This window comes from Enterococcus sp. FSL R5-0957 (assembly GCF_038008005.1).
GTDB lineage: Bacteria > Bacillota > Bacilli > Lactobacillales > Enterococcaceae > Enterococcus_B > Enterococcus_B faecium.
This window is the reverse complement of the sequence record NZ_JBBOYG010000001.1, coordinates 608,073-625,457: the sequence shown is the minus strand read 5'-3', so window position 1 is coordinate 625,457 and position 17,385 is coordinate 608,073. Positions and strand designations below refer to the sequence as shown.

Below are 17,385 nucleotides of genomic sequence, written 5' to 3'. Positions count from 1 at the left end.
TTTCCCAATTAGACCACCTCCTTTTTATTTTTCACCGATGGGGATTTGCGGCAACAAAAAAACCTCTCGCCAAATACTCAGCGAAAGGTTTGAAAAAGCATATTAAAAAAAGCTTCTCAGATCTCATCGTTGAGTTTTGACACTGTACAACGTAAAAAGCAGATACCTGCTTTTAGCTACCTTATGAAAAGCCTTATCTCGACAATTCCTGTTCTACCCATTGGCGTCTCTCGACGTTTTTGGGCAGTAGCCTATGTTTGTATAGGAGCCTCACCTAACAAATCTTATTCGGTTTTCCTTCGTTAATATAACAACTAAAAAAGAGGATGTCAAATCAATTTTCCATGTTTTTCATACTTTTTTTAAAATACACACGTTATATTCCTGTCTCACGCGGTTTTATTTGTCTCATTTTCCACCTCCCGCTATAATAGAAATATAGTAGGAAACGAGGTGCTGTTATGGAAAGAACACTTGTTATTATCAAGCCAGACGGCGTGAGACGCCATTTAGTCGGAAGCATCATCCAACGTTTTGAAGCAAAGGGACTGGCCATTGCTGAAATGAAGTTTGAAACTATGACTCCTGAATTAGCAAAAGAACATTATCAGCACTTGACTGAGCGCAGTTTTTTTGATGAACTGATCGATTACATGACTTCCGGTCCTGTCGTTTATCTTGTGCTGGTCGGCGAGGAAGTGATCGATATCGTCCGTAAGATGGTTGGAGCAACAAAAGCTGCCGATGCTGTTCCAGGTACGATCCGAGGAGACTACGCGCTGCCGGGGACTGAAAACATCATTCACGCTTCTGATTCCCGTGATGCTGCGGTAAAAGAGATCGCCCGCTTTTTCCCGCCATTCGATATAAACAAACCGTCTGAAAAAGCGGCGAAGTGATACAAATTCTAAACTGCTGGTCTAGTTGCTGGGTTCAGCAATGGCCAGCAGTTTTTTCTCTAAGGACCTCCGTTGATTCTTTCCTAACATATATTCGAGCACTGTGAAGAATTCTTGGTAGTCTTTCGTCTTTTCTTCCCCTAAAGCAGCAGAAATCAATCTTTGATAATAATCTGCCATCAATGTTTCATAGATCACTGTACTTCTTTCTTTATGTGCTAAGCTCCGTTTCATATCTTCATTCACACTACGTGCCTTTTTCAACCGACCATTTTCTATATAAAACGAAGTCAGGTTTATTAAAAAAGTAAAGAGATACTGCTCATGATTGTTCAACTGTGCTAATCGTCGCATTCTTTTTTTGATTTTCAAATAATTGTTCTCAATGAACCGATCACTGAATATCCAAGGAAAATCAGCTAGAATAGATAGTTCAAATTGACCATAGTCTGGTATCTGCATCAAGTATTCTTCAATGATTCGGCATTCATAACGTAAAAATTCAAATTCTGTCTCAGATACTTCTGTTTTTTCGACCATGTGAAGATTCAAAACCAAATAATACAGATCTTCTGTTTTCTTAAAATGCCTACGGTTATTGCTGATCTCTTTATAAGGATCAAAGCTGTCTTCTTGTACCCGATCTAGCATTCGTCTTTTTTTCTTTAACTTTATTGGTTCATCCAGCTGGTTTCGCATCCATTCATATTCTGCAAGTGTCATGTTCATTCGCTCTAAAAATGATCTCAATGTTACAAATGACATTTTTTTCACTGAATTTGTCTTAATCCCGACTAGAGAAGTCTTAGAACAGATTCCTTCCGCTAATTGGGACTGTGTCAACTTCTTGTTGACTCGAAGTTTCTTGATCAATTCACCATCATACATAATAGTTCTCCTTTTTAATTTAAATTTTTCCACATTCAATAAATAGATACGTTAAAAAGGAAAAATACACGAAAAAAATAAAAAAATGTTTTTTTCATAAAAAATACCAACCTTCAAGCATTAGAATGTTGTTTAACTACTGAAGGTTGGTTTGATTGTTTATTGATTATCTTTTTGCTGTTCAACGTCTGTTCTTGTTACTGGATATAAGTTGGTTGTTGTTTTATTGCCATTTTTTGAAAAGACACTTGTCGAATGTTCGCCTTTTTGCTTTTCGATGGCTATGTTACGTTCTGCTTCATTTTTATAGTCATATTTTTTCGGATCGATCGTTTCAAATCCGTTTGGCACATAAAAACGCAAGAGATTTTCTTGATTCAGCTTATCTGAAAGACTTAAAGCAGACTTGACTTTTTCCTGATCTTTGGAAATTTCCTCGTCGATTCCTGCTGCTTTCGTATCGATGATTTCTCCTGTTTGGTTATTGTAAGCTTTTCCTCCTAAGATGGTGTATTTAGGTGTCACGAAGTTCCCATTTCGAAAAGCCACTACTTGATCATGCTGAGGAGATAATAAATCCGTACCAAAATGGAGATAGTCTTTATCATCGATTCCCAAGAGATGAAGTAATGTCGGCAAAACATCGATTTCTCCACCGTATTCGTGATTGACTAACCCTTTAGTATAACCAGGCATATGGATCATCAATGGCACTCGTTGCATCTGTGCGTTGTCAAATTCATCCCATGTATCTGGATCTTTACCAAGAGCGCTTGCTAAATCTTTATTATCTGTATTCGAGATCCCAAAATGATCCCCGTAAATCACAAAGATTGAATTTTGGTAAATACCAGATTTTTTCAAATACGTAAAAAATTGTTCCAATGATTGATCCAGATAATGTGCCGTTCGAACATAATTATCTACTGTGCTATTGCCAGTATTCAAAGATGGAAAGTCGAAATTCTTGTCATCCGTATAATAAGGCGTGTGGTTGGTTACGGAAAGAAATTTCGTGTAAAACGGCTGTTGTAGATGCTCAAGATATTGGGCAGATTCTCTGAATAAATCTTTATCTAATATCCCATAACCTAACGTTTCGTCGGATTCATCAAAATAAGATCGATCAAAGAAATTGTCATAACCTAAGTTTTTATATACATGATCTCTATTCCAAAAACTAGCTACATTCCCATGGAAAACAGCGCTTGTATAGCCTTGCTTTTGTCCAAGGATCGCTGGTGCGGCTTGAAAGACATTGTCTGACCCAAGCTCTGTGAATAATGAGCCTTGAGGTAAACCAAATGTGCCAGTTTCCAACATATTTTCAGCATCACTTGTCTTTCCCTGTCCTACTTCATGAAAGAAATTGTCAAAGCTGATCGTTGCTTGATTCTGGAAAATACTATTTAAAAACGGTGTGACTTCTTGTCCGTCTACCTTTATATTAATCAAAAACTGCTGGAAACTTTCTAAATGGAGAACGATCACATTTTTCCCTTTAGCGATCCCAAATGTTTCGGGATTTGGCTCTGCATAATGTTTCTTTGTATAATCTAAAACTTCATCAATCCCATTACTGCTTGCATGCGCGCGAACACTGCTAGTCATTCCTGTTTTGATTCCGTCATAAATAGTATACGCATCGATTCCTAGATATTTGACAATATATGAACGGTCAAATGTTCGCTGCAGCAATTGTGGACGGTTGGCTTCGCTCAGCGCTAGATTTCCTGAAAAAATAAGCCCTGAAAGACAGGTAACAGCGATAGCCATCGGTTTGCCGACAGGGTTGCTTTTGATAGGTATTTTCTTGACCTTCAACCAAACCAGTAGCCCAATGAACACAGCGATATCCAGCCAGTAGATGACATCATGGGGCTTCATCAAAGAAAAGGAGCTTCCTGACAATCCTTGCGACACTTTCGAAAAGCCTAATACAGATTTGACTGTAATGAAATCTGTGAATTCCCGATAAAAAATAATATTCAAGTACAACAAAAGCGTATTTAAAATATCAATGATCAAAAGAACAGCTAACGCTGGCTTTGGCTTTTTAATATACAAAGAAAGGCCAAAAAACAATAAGGTAGTCGCAATTGGGTTGATCCACAAGATAAAGTACTGGATCGTACCTTCCACACCTAATGAAAAATCTGCATAGTAGGCAATGATCGTCTTCAGCCAGAAAAAGAAAACAGCTGTCAAAACGATTGCTAAACGATTTTGGCACAATTTTTTAAGTTGTGTCACGTATATCACTTCTCTCTATTCACATTTTTTCTTATTTTGCTCCTGAAAAATGAAAATTTCCTAAAAAAGTTGTTATCTTAAGATTTTTTTATTCTTTCTAAAGATTATTCCGTCCACTTTTCACAGCATAAAACCGCTGCGATGTAAGCGATTAAACTAATGAAGAGATAAAAGTCTTGTGGTGACCGCTTCACTCCACGGTATTCAAAAGCCAGTTTCTCGGTATTCGTACAAAAAAAGAGGCTGTGACAAAATTCTTGTCGCAGCTCCTTATTTCTTGATGCAGGACAGCTTTTTCGGAAATAAGCCGAAATTTTACAAAAACTTGAGAAGCACTTTTCGTAAATTTCTTCTTATTTCTTGAAGCTGACCACTTCTGTCACAACCTCTGTTTTTCATTGCCCATAAGTTTGATATTGTCCTTCTGATGACTCATTCGTAATGATTGAGGCTTGATTTTCTTCATTTCCCGTTATCGTTTGCCCACTGCCAGAATCTGAAGGGCTTGTTCCTGTCAATTCGTTTTTTTGAGAAGAATCTGTTGTTTTCTTGACTTGTTCATTGGTCTTTTTCCATTCCGCTAATCGATCGGCCACCACTTTTTTGTCCACTTTTTCAGAATAAGCTGTGACCACTTTTCCATTTTTCAAACGAGCTACCTTGTCGCCATCATGAGTCAAAAGCAAAACGGTCAAATGTTTGTCTTTGAATTGATATTGTCTGAGAGAAATCGCACTAAGTACGTCATCGATATTGATAAATTGATTTTCTTCTTTTCCTTTCGGCAAATAGATATCCAATTCACCTTTTTCGTAATTGGCAGTTAATTTATATTCCGCCCACCAATAAGTTGAGAATTCTTTTTTGAAATTATCTACTGATTCTTTGCTTGCTACGATTTTTTCTGTTTCTTTCTGAGCAAGATCTGCTGTCATTTTTCCTGAAAATGCTGCGGATAAAATAAGCAGTAAGAAAAAACCGAATAACCAAAAGAGAAGAAACGGTCTTTTTTTCCTCATGCTTTCCTCCACTCCTATTTAATTTTGACTATTCTATTATATACAAAAAATGAAATAGAAAGACAAAAAAGTTGAAAAAGATCGTAAATAATTGAACTTCTTTTTCACAAAATGGTAAGAATGGAGAATTTCACGCATTTGCTCTCAACTATTCTTTCTTAAGCCTCAAATCCGTTTTTATCTGATACGTCTTTGAACCAATGACCCGATTTTTTGATTGTTCTTTTTCCATCTTGTGCTAAGTCTACTGAAATAAAGCCATATCGATTCTTATATGAATTGGTCCACGACCAGTTATCCATACATGTCCACATATGATAGCCTAAACAATTGGCATCTTCTTGAATGGCTTGATGGACATATTTCAGATGAGATTGGACAAATTCGATCCGATAATCATCGTGGATCATGCCATCTTCTTTGATAAATCGTGCTTCGTTTTCTACACCCATACCGTTTTCAGAAATAAAGCAGTCGATATTTCCATAATGATCTCGTACATTGATCAAAATATCATAGATTCCTTGTTCATAGATCTCCCATCCGCGATAAGGATTCATTTTACGACCAGGCATTTCATAATTGTCGAAATAATCCTCAGGCATTGGACCGTTTTCAGTATCGATTGGTGTTTCTTTTGCTTTTACCCGGCGTGGCTGGTAATAATTGATACCTAAAAGATCTACTGTATTTTCTTTGATAACCGTCAAATCCTCTGCATGGATCACAGGCATGAGATCAAGTTCTTTTACTATCTCAATCAATTCACTTGGAAACTCGCCTTTTACAGCTGGATCAAGGAATGAACGATTGAAGAACGCATCTGCTATTTGCGCTGCTTTAACATCTTCAGGGTTTGATTCGTCTCTTGGATAGCTTGGTGTCAGATTCAAGATGATACCAATAACACCACCTTGCTCCATTTCATGGTAAGATTTGATGGCTAACGCTGAAGCCAACGCTTAATGATAGCCAACTTGGATCGCTTTTTTCATATCTGACTCTTCTGGATAATGCCATCGATATAAATAACCTGCTTCGACTGGAACGATTGGTTCATTATGAGTAAACCATTTTTTTACTTTCGAACCAAACAATTCAAAACAACTTTTGGCATATTTTTCATAGGCTTCAACCGTTTCTAGGTTCAACCATCCGCCTTTTTCTTGCAGATACATCGGCATATCGAAATGATACAGATTCACAAAGGGTTCGATACCGTTTTCAATCAACTCATCAAAATAACGATGATAGAAACGAACGGCTTCTTCGTTGATTGTTCCAGATTCATCAGGTATCAAACGGCTCCATTGGATAGATGTTCGAAATGAATTATGCCCAGTCTGTTTCATCAACTGTACATCCTCTTGATACTTCGTATAAACTTGTGAAGTTTTTTCAGGTCCTACTTGGTCAAAGAACTTTTGCGGTTCTTTTTTGTACCAATAATCAAAAATGTTCTCTCCTTTTCCATCACCTGAAATCCTTCCTTCTGTTTGTGGGCCACTTGCTGCAGAACCCCACCAAAAATTTGCTGGAAATTGATATTTTTTCATCAAAGCACCTCTTTTTCTTTTTTAGTTCGTTTTAGTTGATTCCATGTATGATATTTTCCATCACAATCACTTTTTCATTTTCTTCCTCTTCTTTTTTGATTCGTTTTAACAGCTGTTCTGCTGCTCGTTCACCGATTTTATCTGTTGGTGGCGTGATCGTGATTTTCGGAAGGATACTCAGATCGTTTTTATCTAAATAATCATAGTGACTGAACGCAATATCATTCCCGAGTCTGACACCTTCTTGATTGAAACATTCGATGGCACCAATCGACATATTGTAATTGCTGACAAAAATAGCAGTTGCCCCTTTTTCTAATAATGCTTTTGCCCCGTAATAGCCGCTTTTTCTAGAATAGTCTCCTGTAAAGATCTCTAAATGGATAGACGGATCCTTTTGTACCGCTTCTTTAGCTCCAGCTAAACGTTCTCTTGCTACGTAATCTGTTTGAGCGGCAGCAATAAATCCTATTGTTTTATGTCCTTGTTCGCCATGATGAGCAATCACTTTTGCTACACTTTCTCGATCATTCACTACTATTGTATCAATACCTGCTGGCCCATCCGGACAATTCAATGCGACAACTGGGATACTCATTTTTGTCAGCATTTCAAATCCAGACCACTCTTCTTCTGATAAGAAGACGATCAACCCATCGATTGCATGCTTCATCAGGTATTCGATTTTTTGTTCGATTTTTTCTGGCTGATCGGCAAACCCGCTTAATAATAAGCTATATCCATTTTCTTCAGCTACTCTTTCGATCCCTGAAACAACCTCCGAACCAAAACGGCTAGATATCCCGTTTATCAAAAGTCCAATAGAGAAGCTTCGATTATTCTTCAACCCTTTAGCAATGATGTTTTCTTTATAGTCCAACGCTGAAATCGCTTCTGCTATTTTTTTCATGTTCTTTTCCTTCAGTTGCTGACCATTCAAGTAACGGGAAACTGTTCCCACTGAAACACCAGCCATCTTAGCCACGTCACGGATCGATGCCATACATTCTCACTCCTGCCAGTTACATTTGATTTCTCTTTCTTGTTGTTCGATTATGATGACCGCATTCTTTGCATAGTGTTGCTTGTCATCAATATCCATATAACTAAAGTCTTCAGTAGAGCAACTTCCTCTCACTATTAATTATACTTAAACAAGTATTTGAACCGGTTCATTTTTAATATAGCATTTTTTTAAAAGATTGCAACACTTTTTTAAAACGCTTTCTGAAAGTGGCGGATTTTTTGCCTTTTTAAAATTTTATTCTAAAATTTACTCTATTTGTGGGTGTTTTGTGCGTTTTTCTCTTCCATCTGTTTGAAGTTTTACATTCCAATGGTATAATTTCTTTATCCTATCAAATGGGGGAAGTATTTTGAAGAAATTAATCGTACTATTTATTTTGTCTGCGGGACTTTTGACATTGACTGGCTGTGATTTGTTTGGCGGCTCTGACCAATCCTCGGACGAAACAACCGATTCTTCTGTCTTAAAAGCGGAAAAAGCAGATATCACCAACAGTGTATATACGCTAAAAGTACGTAAAGATATGGATTTATCCGCGGGACAGTTGACATTTACAGATAAAAAAATGGAATGGACACGCACGTATCAGACACAAGGAACTGATTCTTCTGAATCATCTGAAGAAAAAACGGTGCTGACAGACATCAAGATTACTACCAAAGATGACGAATATATTATTTCAGGAAAAGAAAATAAAAAAGAAGCAACCATCACATTTACCAAAATCGGTAATTACCGTTTGAAGGATGAGGATGGCAACATCTACAGTCTATAGTGCCGTCTGTTGGATCTTCTTTTGTTTCTCCCCTTCTTTTCTGCTATAGTAAAGAAGCAAGATGATTGTAAAGGAGACGAAATGGATGATCGATAGTCCTGATTATTGTACATGTAATAACAACAAAAATATCCATACAGAATTTAATGACCAAGGAAGCTTGAGCATATGCGACAACTGTCACAAACTAGTCAAAGATTCATTTAAAACATTTGAATCTTATCCTGTTCAAAATTATGTAAAAAGTAGAAGAAGATAAACAAATCCAAGCAAAACTCACTATGGCTGATTTTTATGAACTTCAAACTCAGCTTCTTCCTTTGATCAAGCTTCATCAGTAAAACAAACAGTGGATCATTTCAGTTTACAAATCAAAGAGTAAAGATTTATTTATTTCAAATATTTGAATATAAAATAACCAAACGATAGAAAGGCTTATTCTACATCACGTAGTAATTTTTCTTTCCCGTCGTTTGGTTTTTTATTTTTAGCCTAATTCTTGACCTTTTGCATGCTGGTTATCCGTAAAATATTTTCCAACAGGCTTTCCTTCCAATTCAGCTAATTTTTCTTGGATCTGACGGATCACCTTTTTTGCATCTTCTGGATTTTCTACAAAATCGAATGTATCCCCATCCACTTGTATTTTAGGACATACATCAAAATCTTCATACCATTGATTATAGCGGGTGTTCAACGTTTCGTAATAGGTATATAACGTTTCATCGCTTTCTAGCTGTTCATAATCACGCCCACGTTTTTTGATACGTTCTAGCATCGTGTCCAAAGAAACTTTGATATGGACCATCAAATCAGGCCGTTTTTTTGGAGCAACATCATCTAACTCGTTTAGCATCGTATCTAATAAGCTATCGTACTGCTGTACTTCGATATCCGTTACCCGACCTAAATCAGCGTTTAGATGGAACAACAGGCTATCTTCATAGATGGATCGGTCTAGCACATTGTCATCGTTCACTAAAGCATTTTTCATTGCTAAAAATCGCTTGTTCAAAAAGAAGATTTGCAATAAAAATGCGTACTGCTCAGGATTTGAATAAAAGAGCGGCAATACTTCGTTATCTTCGACATTTTCATAAAATGGTTTAGAATCAATCTCTTTTGCAAGCATATCCGTCAAACTGCTCTTACCTGCACCAATCGTTCCTGAAATCAAAATCACTGACATACAACCCTTCCTCTTCTATAAGTACTCGCCTACGTAAGTTTCAACAGGCAATGTTTCAAAATCATATTCACGTACAGCTTGGTCTGATTTTAAATACGTATGGAGACTTTGTGTAATCATCAAGTTTGTAGGTACCGTCTCTTCTTGTACAATGATCATCGGTTTTTTCAACATAGTTGCCACACCTAATTCGTAAGCCGTTCCTGGATCGATTGTTTGATGCTCAAAGTCAAGGATAGCAACAACAAATTCTGCATTTGTCAGTTCTTCCATATCTTTTTCGTATACTTCCTGCGCCCATCCAGCGCTGAATAGTTCATAATTGCTTTCTTGGTGATGACGTGGAGAGTAGAAACTTGTGACTGTTTTGTTTTCCTCCAACGCTTTTTCGATACGACTTACTCGATCGATTTGCTCCTCTGAAAAAAATGGTCCTGCTAAATATATTTGACTCATTATTTTGCCTCCTTCAATAATAACTGATTTTTAATAGATACTGCTCGTAATTCATTGACCAGTTCCAATGGATTGTTGGAAAAGATTACTTGATCCAACCATTTTTTATCCATAAAATCCTCTTTTGCAAAAGTTTCTAATAATTGTTGCAAGCCGCTGTAATAACCGCCAATATTCAATATTCCGATTGGCTTGTCAGGCGTCAGACCGATTGCTATCCAAGAAAGAAGTTGTGAGAATTCCTCCAATGTACCTAGACCTCCAGGGAAAACGAGGACAGCATCTCCCTTTTCAAATAATAATACCTTTCTTTCATCGATCGTTTCTGTAGGAATAAATGTAGTAACATCTTTTCCAGGCAATTCAGTTTCAAAAAGCCCATTCGGATAGATACCTGTGACTTTTCCGTTATTTTCCAGTACTGTTTTACTAATCACTCCCATAATCCCGGAGTATGAACCACCGTAAACCAGTTCGATTTCTTCTTGTGCCATGTATTTTCCTAACGTTTGCGCAATAAATTTGTAACTTTCTTTATTACCAAAACGGGAACCGCAAAAAACAGTAAGTTTCATAAAAAAACACTCCCTAACTCAAAAGTCTATCTTCATTCTACACGTGTTTTTTTAAAATAAAAGACTAGATTTTGTAGTTTTTTAGTGGTATATAGGATAGACACCACTATATATAGTATTTAGGAAAAAATCATTTTTCAGCTATTTTATAGATAAAACAAAAATAAATAACGTGTTTTCATCGATATGAAATGACTTACTTATAGAAGATACTGGGATTTCGTCCTATATGCCAATAACGTGTATTATTTTAAACAACAAATACTTGTTTCTTTTATGAACGAAAAAATCATTTTGTTCTCGTGTTATGTTTCACTGATAAATGATGTTTCTCTAAATAAAAAAGCCGACGAACTAAACGATCAAAATTTGATCATTTTTGTTCATCAGCTTCTCCTAAAAATCTTTTTGTTAACGATAAATAGCTGGATTTGTAAAAATATCACTTGAATCGTCACTGCTGGAAGAAAATTCAGTGATAACCGCACCTGTTGCGCCTGCCTGGAACTAGTGTTTGATATTGGGCTCGATCGTGTACTGATCTCTAGCATGAAGAATAATTTCTTTTTTTACTGTATAATAACTTTCTTTCCTTTTTGGAATAGTACAGGAAAGTTTTTTTGTTTCCTTTCCTTCGACATAAGGTATACCAGACCTTTTCGACAACGAAAGGTTCTCATTTTTCCTTCATCGTCATTTCAAGGAGGGTGCCGATGCTCTGGACAGTTTCGATCGCTCCTAAACCAAAATCTGTATATTCGATTCTTTCTAACTCTGATTCTTTCATACCATTCCTGCCTCAAGGTACATCTATTGTACTTTTTTCTTGTAATCCATTCTGCCTCTCCTAACTAATTGTCAAATCATCCCAAGATATGTCTTCTTCCTCTTTTTCTTCTTGGATGATTTCTGCATTCGGATCTACTGGTTTTTTCAATAATAAAATGGTTATTCCTGTGACAAAAGAACCAGCTAACAATGCACCAATAATGCACCAATGAATGCCCATGGTCTGGTCATCGTAGCGACTGCAAACATTCCCGATGCCGGAATACGGCTATCTGCGCCCCAAAACATGCTTAATCCGCCACCTACTGCCCCACCGACTCCCGTTGCTATGACATTGCGTGCCAAGTCGTTCAATACGATAGGGAAACATCCCTCTGTGATCTGACAGATCCCCATAGGAAAAGCGGTCTTCAATGTATCGATTTCTTGACGATTGAATATATTTTTACGAATGATTTTCCCTAAGAAATAAGCGATCGTCAAGCCGAATGGGGTTACCATCGAAGCTAAAATCAATACAGTGATTGGTTCATAGATTCCTTCTGAAAATCGTGCCACACCCCCTTATCCAGAATAAATGGTAATCCAGAAACAGCCGTGTATCTGCGGTAATAAGCCTAACCAAACGAAAAATATGAGAAACTATTTTTGTTTGGCTGTTCTTATTACTTGATGCAGGGCAGCTTTTTCACAACCTCTTTTTTTATTTATGTTTCATAATCAATATGGTAAGGATGCAGATCCGTATGGTAGACCGCCTCCGAATATTCAATCATTCCCCCAATTTGCGTAGACGATTTCCGTATCCGTTTGATGCCGATCTGTGCGTCTGTTTTCAGAATTCCTTGTTCTTCTTCTGTTAAAAATACTGCAGAGAAATCATCAGAAAATGAGTCAATAGTATATCCTTTTTTCGTCAGCAAACAATACAAAGATTCTTTGCCAAATTCTTCTCTGCTGAATTGCATCATTTCTTGTGGAAGATAATGAACAAAATAAATATAAGGCTGATTGTTCAAATAATATAAGCGCTTAAAACAAACAGCTTGCTCACCGAAAAAGGAAAACAAAGGATCTTCCTTCTTTATATGGACCAATTGCAAATCCAGCGTTTCTTTCCGGACTTCATATCGGGAGTTCTCCAAGATTTGCGTAAAGCTTGCCGCTTTGGATAATCGATTGTAAGGACGATTGCTTAGAACCGTCGTCCCACGACCACTTTTCTTTTCGACATATTCATCTGATGCCAGCAGTTCGATTGCCTTTCGGACAGTGATTTTGCTGACTTGAAACAGTTCTTCTAATTCACTTTCTGTCGGCAACATCGAACCGACTGGATATTTTCCTGAGAAAATATCTTCTTTAATTTTATCTGCGACTTCCAAGTATAGTACACGTGTCCTTTTCATAACGTCACCCTTTGCTTTACTATTACTAAAAGAATAGCACATAAAAAATAAAAAAAGAACACAAATCACATGTGAGAAGTGTGTTCTTTTTCATTCAGCTGCTTTAATTACAAGTTTACGCCATTTGAGGCAATTACTTCTTTATACCAATCAAAAGATTTTTTCTTTGATCGATTCAGTGTCCCATTTCCTTCATCGTCTAGATCCACATAGATAAAGCCGTAACGTTTACTCATTTCTCCTGTTGATGCACTGACAAGATCGATACATCCCCAAGGCGTATAGCCCATCAAATCTACACCGTCTGCTACTGCATTAGCCATCGCTTCGATATGACGACGTAAATAATCGATCCGATAATCATCAATAATCGTGCCATCCTCTTCCATATGATCAATGGCTCCAAGACCGTTTTCAACAATGAATAATGGTTTCTGGTAACGATTGTATAATTCATTCAATGCGATTCTCAGCCCTTCTGGATCGATCTGCCAGCCCCATTCACTTGCCTCAAGAAACGGATTTTTTACTCCTCCCAGCAAGTTCCCTTCTGAAGTTGCTGCTTGTGGATCAGTCTCATTGATTGCCGTAGACATATAATAACTAAATCCGATGTAGTCCACTGGATATTCTTTTAGCAACTGGAAGTCTTCCTCCGTTTGCTCTAATTTTTCCGGATCGACTCCATATTTTTTATGGGTACGCGCTGTGTATGCAGGGTATTCTCCACGTACTTGGACATCCGTGCAGAAAAAATTGAATTCTTGGTTTTGGATCATTGTTGCTGCCTGATTGACTGGATTGGCATCGATGCTGTAAGTTGTTGCATAGATAATCATGCAGCCGATTTGGATATCCGAACGCAATTCGTGGCCGATTTTTACGGCTTTACTACTTGCAACGAATTGATTATGCCATGCTTGGAAAATATTTTGGTACTCTCCTGCTCCATTGCTTTTTACTAATCCTTGACTTAAAGCTGGAAAGTGAAAGGCCGAATTAATTTCATTGAAAGTCATCCAATATTTGACTTTACTGCTGTATCTCTCTAATACTGTCTGAGCAAATCGTTCATAGAAGTCGATCAGTTTCCGATTTTTCCAGCCACCGTATTCTTTTGCTAAATGAAGAGGCATTTCGTAATGAGAAATCGTGATCACAGGTTCAATATCATATTTTAAGCACTCATCAATCAGCTGATCATAAAATTCTAATCCCGCTTCGTTAGGAGTACCTTCGTCTCCATTTGGAAAAATTCGTGTCCAGGCAATCGAAAAACGATAACATTTGAATCCCATTTCCGCAAACAAGGCAAGATCTTCTTTGAAACGATCGTAATGATCGATTCCTCGATGATTCGGGTAAATATATTTTTCTTGATCAATCGTCCAGTCAAATTCTTCACTGCCGATAATCGCAAAGCGCTGCTTACCTCCAGGCATAGCATCTGCAACGGATAGCCCCTTTCCGTCTCGATCATAAGCCCCTTCTAATTGATTGGCAGCAGTTGCTCCACCCCATAAAAATTTTTCTGAAAAACGTGATTGCATCCTGATTTCCTCCTTATTTTACAATTGCTAGAACATCTTCGTTTGCAATAATCTCTTTTTGGTCTAATTCAAGTATATCGGCAAATGCATCAGTATTCGTAATGACAACTGGAGTGATTACGCTATAGCCAGCTGCTCTAATTGCTTCGATGTCAAAACGAATCAATAAATCTCCTGCTTTGACGAGATCCCCTTGTTTGACTAAGATCTCAAAGCCATTCCCATTTAATTCTACTGTATCCATCCCGATATGAATCAAAATTTCCGCTCCGTCAGTCGTTGTGATCCCTACAGCATGTCCAGTTGGGAAAATAGTCGTTATCTCTCCGTCTGCAGGTGCAACTAGTTCTCCTAATTCTGGATCAATAGCGATACCTTTTCCCATCACGCCAGAAGAAAAAACTTGGTCTGGTACTTCACTCAATGGCAGTACTTTACCCGTTAAAGGACTTTTTAAGGTATGCCGTGCTGAAGTAATCGGTTCTCCTGCATTCGCATGTTTGTTTTCTAATTGATTGTCTTGTGTTTGTTCGTCAAATCCTAAAATCAATGTACCTACGAATGCAAGAACAAAAGCAATTCCTGTAGCTATTACTGCTACTGTCACATTTGACTCTACACCATCCACCGTACTAATGAAAGTCGGAATCGTCAATAAGCTGACCAAACTGCTGGAGAAAGCTTTTACTCCGGAAAATCCGATAATAGCTCCACCAATACCTCCAGAAATACAAGCGGCAATGAATGGTTTCTTCAACGGTAATGTCACACCATACACAGTTGGTTCAGTGATTCCAAATAACGAAGTCACTGTAGAAGAAATCCCTAATGCTCGAAGTTTCGTATCTTTTGTTCGCAATGCTACAGCTAAAGCAGCCCCACCTTGTGCCAAGATGGCTGGAAGAAGCATTGGCATCAATACATCAAACCCATATTGTTCGATATTCAAAAACATGATCGGTACGAATCCCCAATGCATGCCGAACATCACGAATACTTGCCATAAACTTCCCATGATTAGACCTGCTACGATTGGACTAAATCCATAAATCGAGTTGAAGAGACCGCCTAAAGCATTACCGGCAACCGTCCCGATTGGTCCTAAAGCAAGAAATGTTAATGGAACCATCACTACTAAAACGACAAGCGGAACTAAAATCATTTGCAGAAATTGCGGAATCACTTTTTTTACGAATGGCTCTAATTTACTTTGAACCCATACGGCTAGAATGATTGGTATGACAGAAGAAGTATAACCAGATGGTGAAAGAATCACTGGGATCCCAAAGAAACTGATAGCTTCTCCCGCACCAGCAACTGCTGTGATAGCTGGATACACAAGTGCCATAGCAATTGCTACTGCTAAAAACTGGTTGGCTTTGAACTTTTTAGCTGCTGTAAAAGCAAGCATGACAGGTAAGAAGGTAAAGACACCATCTGCTGCAGCAAACAATATTTGATAAGTACCGCTATCAGCTGTCAGCCAGCCCATCACCGTTGCCAATGACAAGAATCCTTTCAATACCCCGGCGGCTGCCATCGCCCCTAGAAAAGGTGTAAATATACTAGAAATGATATCAATTAGACGATTCAAAATATTTTTGGACTCTTCTTTTCCATCCTCCGAAACTGCAAGACCTTCCTCATCCACGATCGATTGATAAACATCTGCTACATTACTGCCAATCACTACTTGATACTGACCGCCACTTTGTACGACTTGGATCACGTCCGGGTCTTCTTTTAACTTTTGCGTATCTGCTAAAGATTCATCTTTTAATCTGAATCGCAACCGCGTAGCACAATGTACTAAACTTTTGACATTCTTTTGTCCTCCTACCGCTTCCCATACACGACGACCAACTGCTTGATTATCCATTGTTTTTTCCTTCTTTCTTTTTTATTTAAAAAATAAAAACCCAGATTGAAAAAAACAGTCACAAACATTCGTGAACCTATTTTTTCAATCCAGGTTTTGCCTGCCATACAGTAACAATCCTTATGATTGGATGCTTTTTTCTCACTTACTACTCTTTGAATATGAATCGTTAAATAAATCTGCTCTGCTATTCCCATTTCCTGTTTTTGCGTTTGTCGAAGGTACTCATTGATCCGTTCGACACAATGAAACGCTTTTGGATATTTTCCTTGAACTAATGCGTAGAGAAACTCATCTTGTTCGTCAGATCCTTCCCCTTTGAGATAACGCTGGGCAAAAAACTGCAGATGAGTAATGATACGCTGATAATTCAAAGATTCTTCATCGAACACGATGCCGAAGAATTTACTGATGATACTCAGTATATCTCTTACCATTGTGGTAGCGGTCATCGTCACTTGCATGTCTTCGTTTCCTTGCTGGCTATTCACAAAATGAAAGGCAATAAAACCGGCTTCATCCTCAGAAAGTTCCACACCAGTCTTTTGTTTCACAAACAAAAGAGCCTCTTTCGCTGCTTGATATTCTTTCGGATAAAATTTTTTTGTTTCAAATAATAATGGATTAGGCAGTTGGATATTTTCTTTTGCTCGTGTGATCGCATAATGAAGATGATCGGTCAACGTCAGATAAATATTAGGCGAAAATTCAACTTTTAGTTTATCTTCAGCTTGTTCTACTACTTGCTTGACCCATTCGATCTCCTCTGCCGGAATATCAGCCATCAGCTGTTGGAATTGGTTTTTAGCAAAAGAATCTCTTAAAACAAATTCTTTTTGGACCGCTTCTGGCGAAATCTCGTCCCCAATCTTTTTTTGAAAAGCTAGTCCTTTTCCCATACAAACGACTTCTTCCCCGAATCCATTTTTCGAAATGACGACGTTGTTATTCAAAATTTTATCAATTTTCATTTTGCTTCGCCCTCTCAAGAAAAATAAAAAAACCTAGAATTCGCCTACTGTTTCTTAGCTGAATTCTGGTTTTGCCTGCCGTACAGTAACAATCCATTTCTTATTCAAAATCATCATACCATCGAATTTTTATTTATGCAAGCCTTTTCA

The 17,385-nt window shown here is 37.7% G+C and carries 13 protein-coding genes, 3 pseudogenes and 1 riboswitch; of the genes and pseudogenes, 3 read left to right on the top strand and 13 right to left on the bottom strand.

Annotated elements, in window-relative coordinates; genetic code table 11:
• Positions 1-114 precede the first annotated feature (114 nt).
• Positions 115-289: riboswitch (M-box (ykoK) riboswitch) on the bottom strand.
• Between the two features lie 172 nt (positions 290-461).
• Positions 462-899, top strand: coding sequence for a nucleoside-diphosphate kinase (gene ndk, locus MKX69_RS02975; protein WP_002293327.1), 438 nt, complete (start codon positions 462-464; stop codon positions 897-899).
• A 21-nt stretch (positions 900-920) separates the two neighbouring features.
• Here the strand turns inward: ndk and MKX69_RS02970 are convergent, their stop codons facing one another.
• From MKX69_RS02970 to MKX69_RS02950, 5 genes and pseudogenes are all read right to left on the bottom strand, one after another.
• Positions 921-1,787, bottom strand: coding sequence for an Rgg/GadR/MutR family transcriptional regulator (locus MKX69_RS02970; protein ID WP_341008725.1), 867 nt, complete (start codon positions 1,785-1,787; stop codon positions 921-923).
• Positions 1,788-1,946: 159 nt separating this feature from the next.
• Positions 1,947-4,040 carry an LTA synthase family protein gene (locus MKX69_RS02965; RefSeq protein ID WP_341008724.1) on the bottom strand — a complete coding sequence of 698 codons (2,094 nt, stop codon included), beginning with the start codon at positions 4,038-4,040 and terminating at the stop codon, positions 1,947-1,949.
• Positions 4,041-4,435: 395 nt separating this feature from the next.
• Positions 4,436-5,059 (bottom strand): hypothetical protein, encoded by a 624-nt coding sequence (locus tag MKX69_RS02960; protein ID WP_341008722.1) that lies wholly within the window; start codon positions 5,057-5,059, stop codon positions 4,436-4,438.
• 158 nt (positions 5,060-5,217) lie between these two features.
• Positions 5,218-6,615: pseudogene (locus MKX69_RS02955) on the bottom strand (glycoside hydrolase family 1 protein).
• Between the two features lie 31 nt (positions 6,616-6,646).
• Positions 6,647-7,618, bottom strand: coding sequence for a LacI family DNA-binding transcriptional regulator (locus tag MKX69_RS02950; protein ID WP_341008720.1), 972 nt, complete (start codon positions 7,616-7,618; stop codon positions 6,647-6,649).
• A gap of 373 nt (positions 7,619-7,991) precedes the next feature.
• Here MKX69_RS02950 and MKX69_RS02945 point away from each other — a divergent pair, with 373 nt between their 5' ends.
• A complete protein-coding gene (locus MKX69_RS02945; protein WP_002339054.1) occupies positions 7,992-8,417 on the top strand; it encodes a hypothetical protein in 426 nt (141 codons plus the stop codon).
• 487 nt (positions 8,418-8,904) lie between these two features.
• On the opposite strand, the gene MKX69_RS02940 is transcribed toward MKX69_RS02945, so the two are convergent.
• The 3 genes from MKX69_RS02940 to MKX69_RS02930 are packed head-to-tail and all read right to left on the bottom strand — an operon-like array spanning position 8,905 to position 10,637.
• The gene (locus MKX69_RS02940) at positions 8,905-9,606 is read right to left on the bottom strand and encodes a deoxynucleoside kinase (protein ID WP_341008718.1); all 702 of its coding nucleotides are present in this window, start codon (positions 9,604-9,606) and stop codon (positions 8,905-8,907) included.
• Positions 9,607-9,621: 15 nt separating this feature from the next.
• Positions 9,622-10,062 carry a nucleoside 2-deoxyribosyltransferase gene (locus tag MKX69_RS02935; protein ID WP_002293607.1) on the bottom strand — a complete coding sequence of 147 codons (441 nt, stop codon included), beginning with the start codon at positions 10,060-10,062 and terminating at the stop codon, positions 9,622-9,624.
• Positions 10,062-10,637: an LOG family protein gene (locus tag MKX69_RS02930; RefSeq protein WP_002293608.1), complete on the bottom strand. Its 576-nt coding sequence runs from the start codon at positions 10,635-10,637 to the stop codon at positions 10,062-10,064. The genes MKX69_RS02935 and MKX69_RS02930 overlap by 1 nt, the downstream gene beginning before the upstream one ends.
• 240 nt (positions 10,638-10,877) lie before the next feature.
• Here MKX69_RS02930 and MKX69_RS02925 point away from each other — a divergent pair, with 240 nt between their 5' ends.
• Positions 10,878-11,087 carry a hypothetical protein gene (locus tag MKX69_RS02925; protein WP_016628075.1) on the top strand — a complete coding sequence of 70 codons (210 nt, stop codon included), beginning with the start codon at positions 10,878-10,880 and terminating at the stop codon, positions 11,085-11,087.
• A gap of 397 nt (positions 11,088-11,484) precedes the next feature.
• Here MKX69_RS02925 and MKX69_RS02920 read toward each other — a convergent pair.
• From MKX69_RS02920 to licT, 5 genes and pseudogenes are all read right to left on the bottom strand, one after another.
• A pseudogene (locus tag MKX69_RS02920) lies at positions 11,485-11,972 on the bottom strand (PTS fructose transporter subunit IIC); the annotation flags it as partial.
• Positions 11,973-12,133: 161 nt separating this feature from the next.
• Positions 12,134-12,835, bottom strand: coding sequence for a GntR family transcriptional regulator (locus tag MKX69_RS02915; protein WP_341008714.1), 702 nt, complete (start codon positions 12,833-12,835; stop codon positions 12,134-12,136).
• Positions 12,836-12,942: 107 nt separating this feature from the next.
• Positions 12,943-14,385, bottom strand: a complete 1,443-nt coding sequence (locus MKX69_RS02910) for a glycoside hydrolase family 1 protein (RefSeq protein ID WP_002291139.1) — start codon at positions 14,383-14,385, stop codon at positions 12,943-12,945.
• Positions 14,386-14,398: 13 nt separating this feature from the next.
• Complete coding sequence (locus tag MKX69_RS02905) at positions 14,399-16,264, bottom strand: beta-glucoside-specific PTS transporter subunit IIABC (RefSeq protein WP_002333802.1); 1,866 nt, start codon at positions 16,262-16,264, stop codon at positions 14,399-14,401.
• Between the two features lie 131 nt (positions 16,265-16,395).
• A pseudogene (gene licT / locus MKX69_RS02900) lies at positions 16,396-17,235 on the bottom strand (BglG family transcription antiterminator LicT); the annotation flags it as partial.
• Between the last annotated feature and the right edge of the window lie 150 nt (positions 17,236-17,385).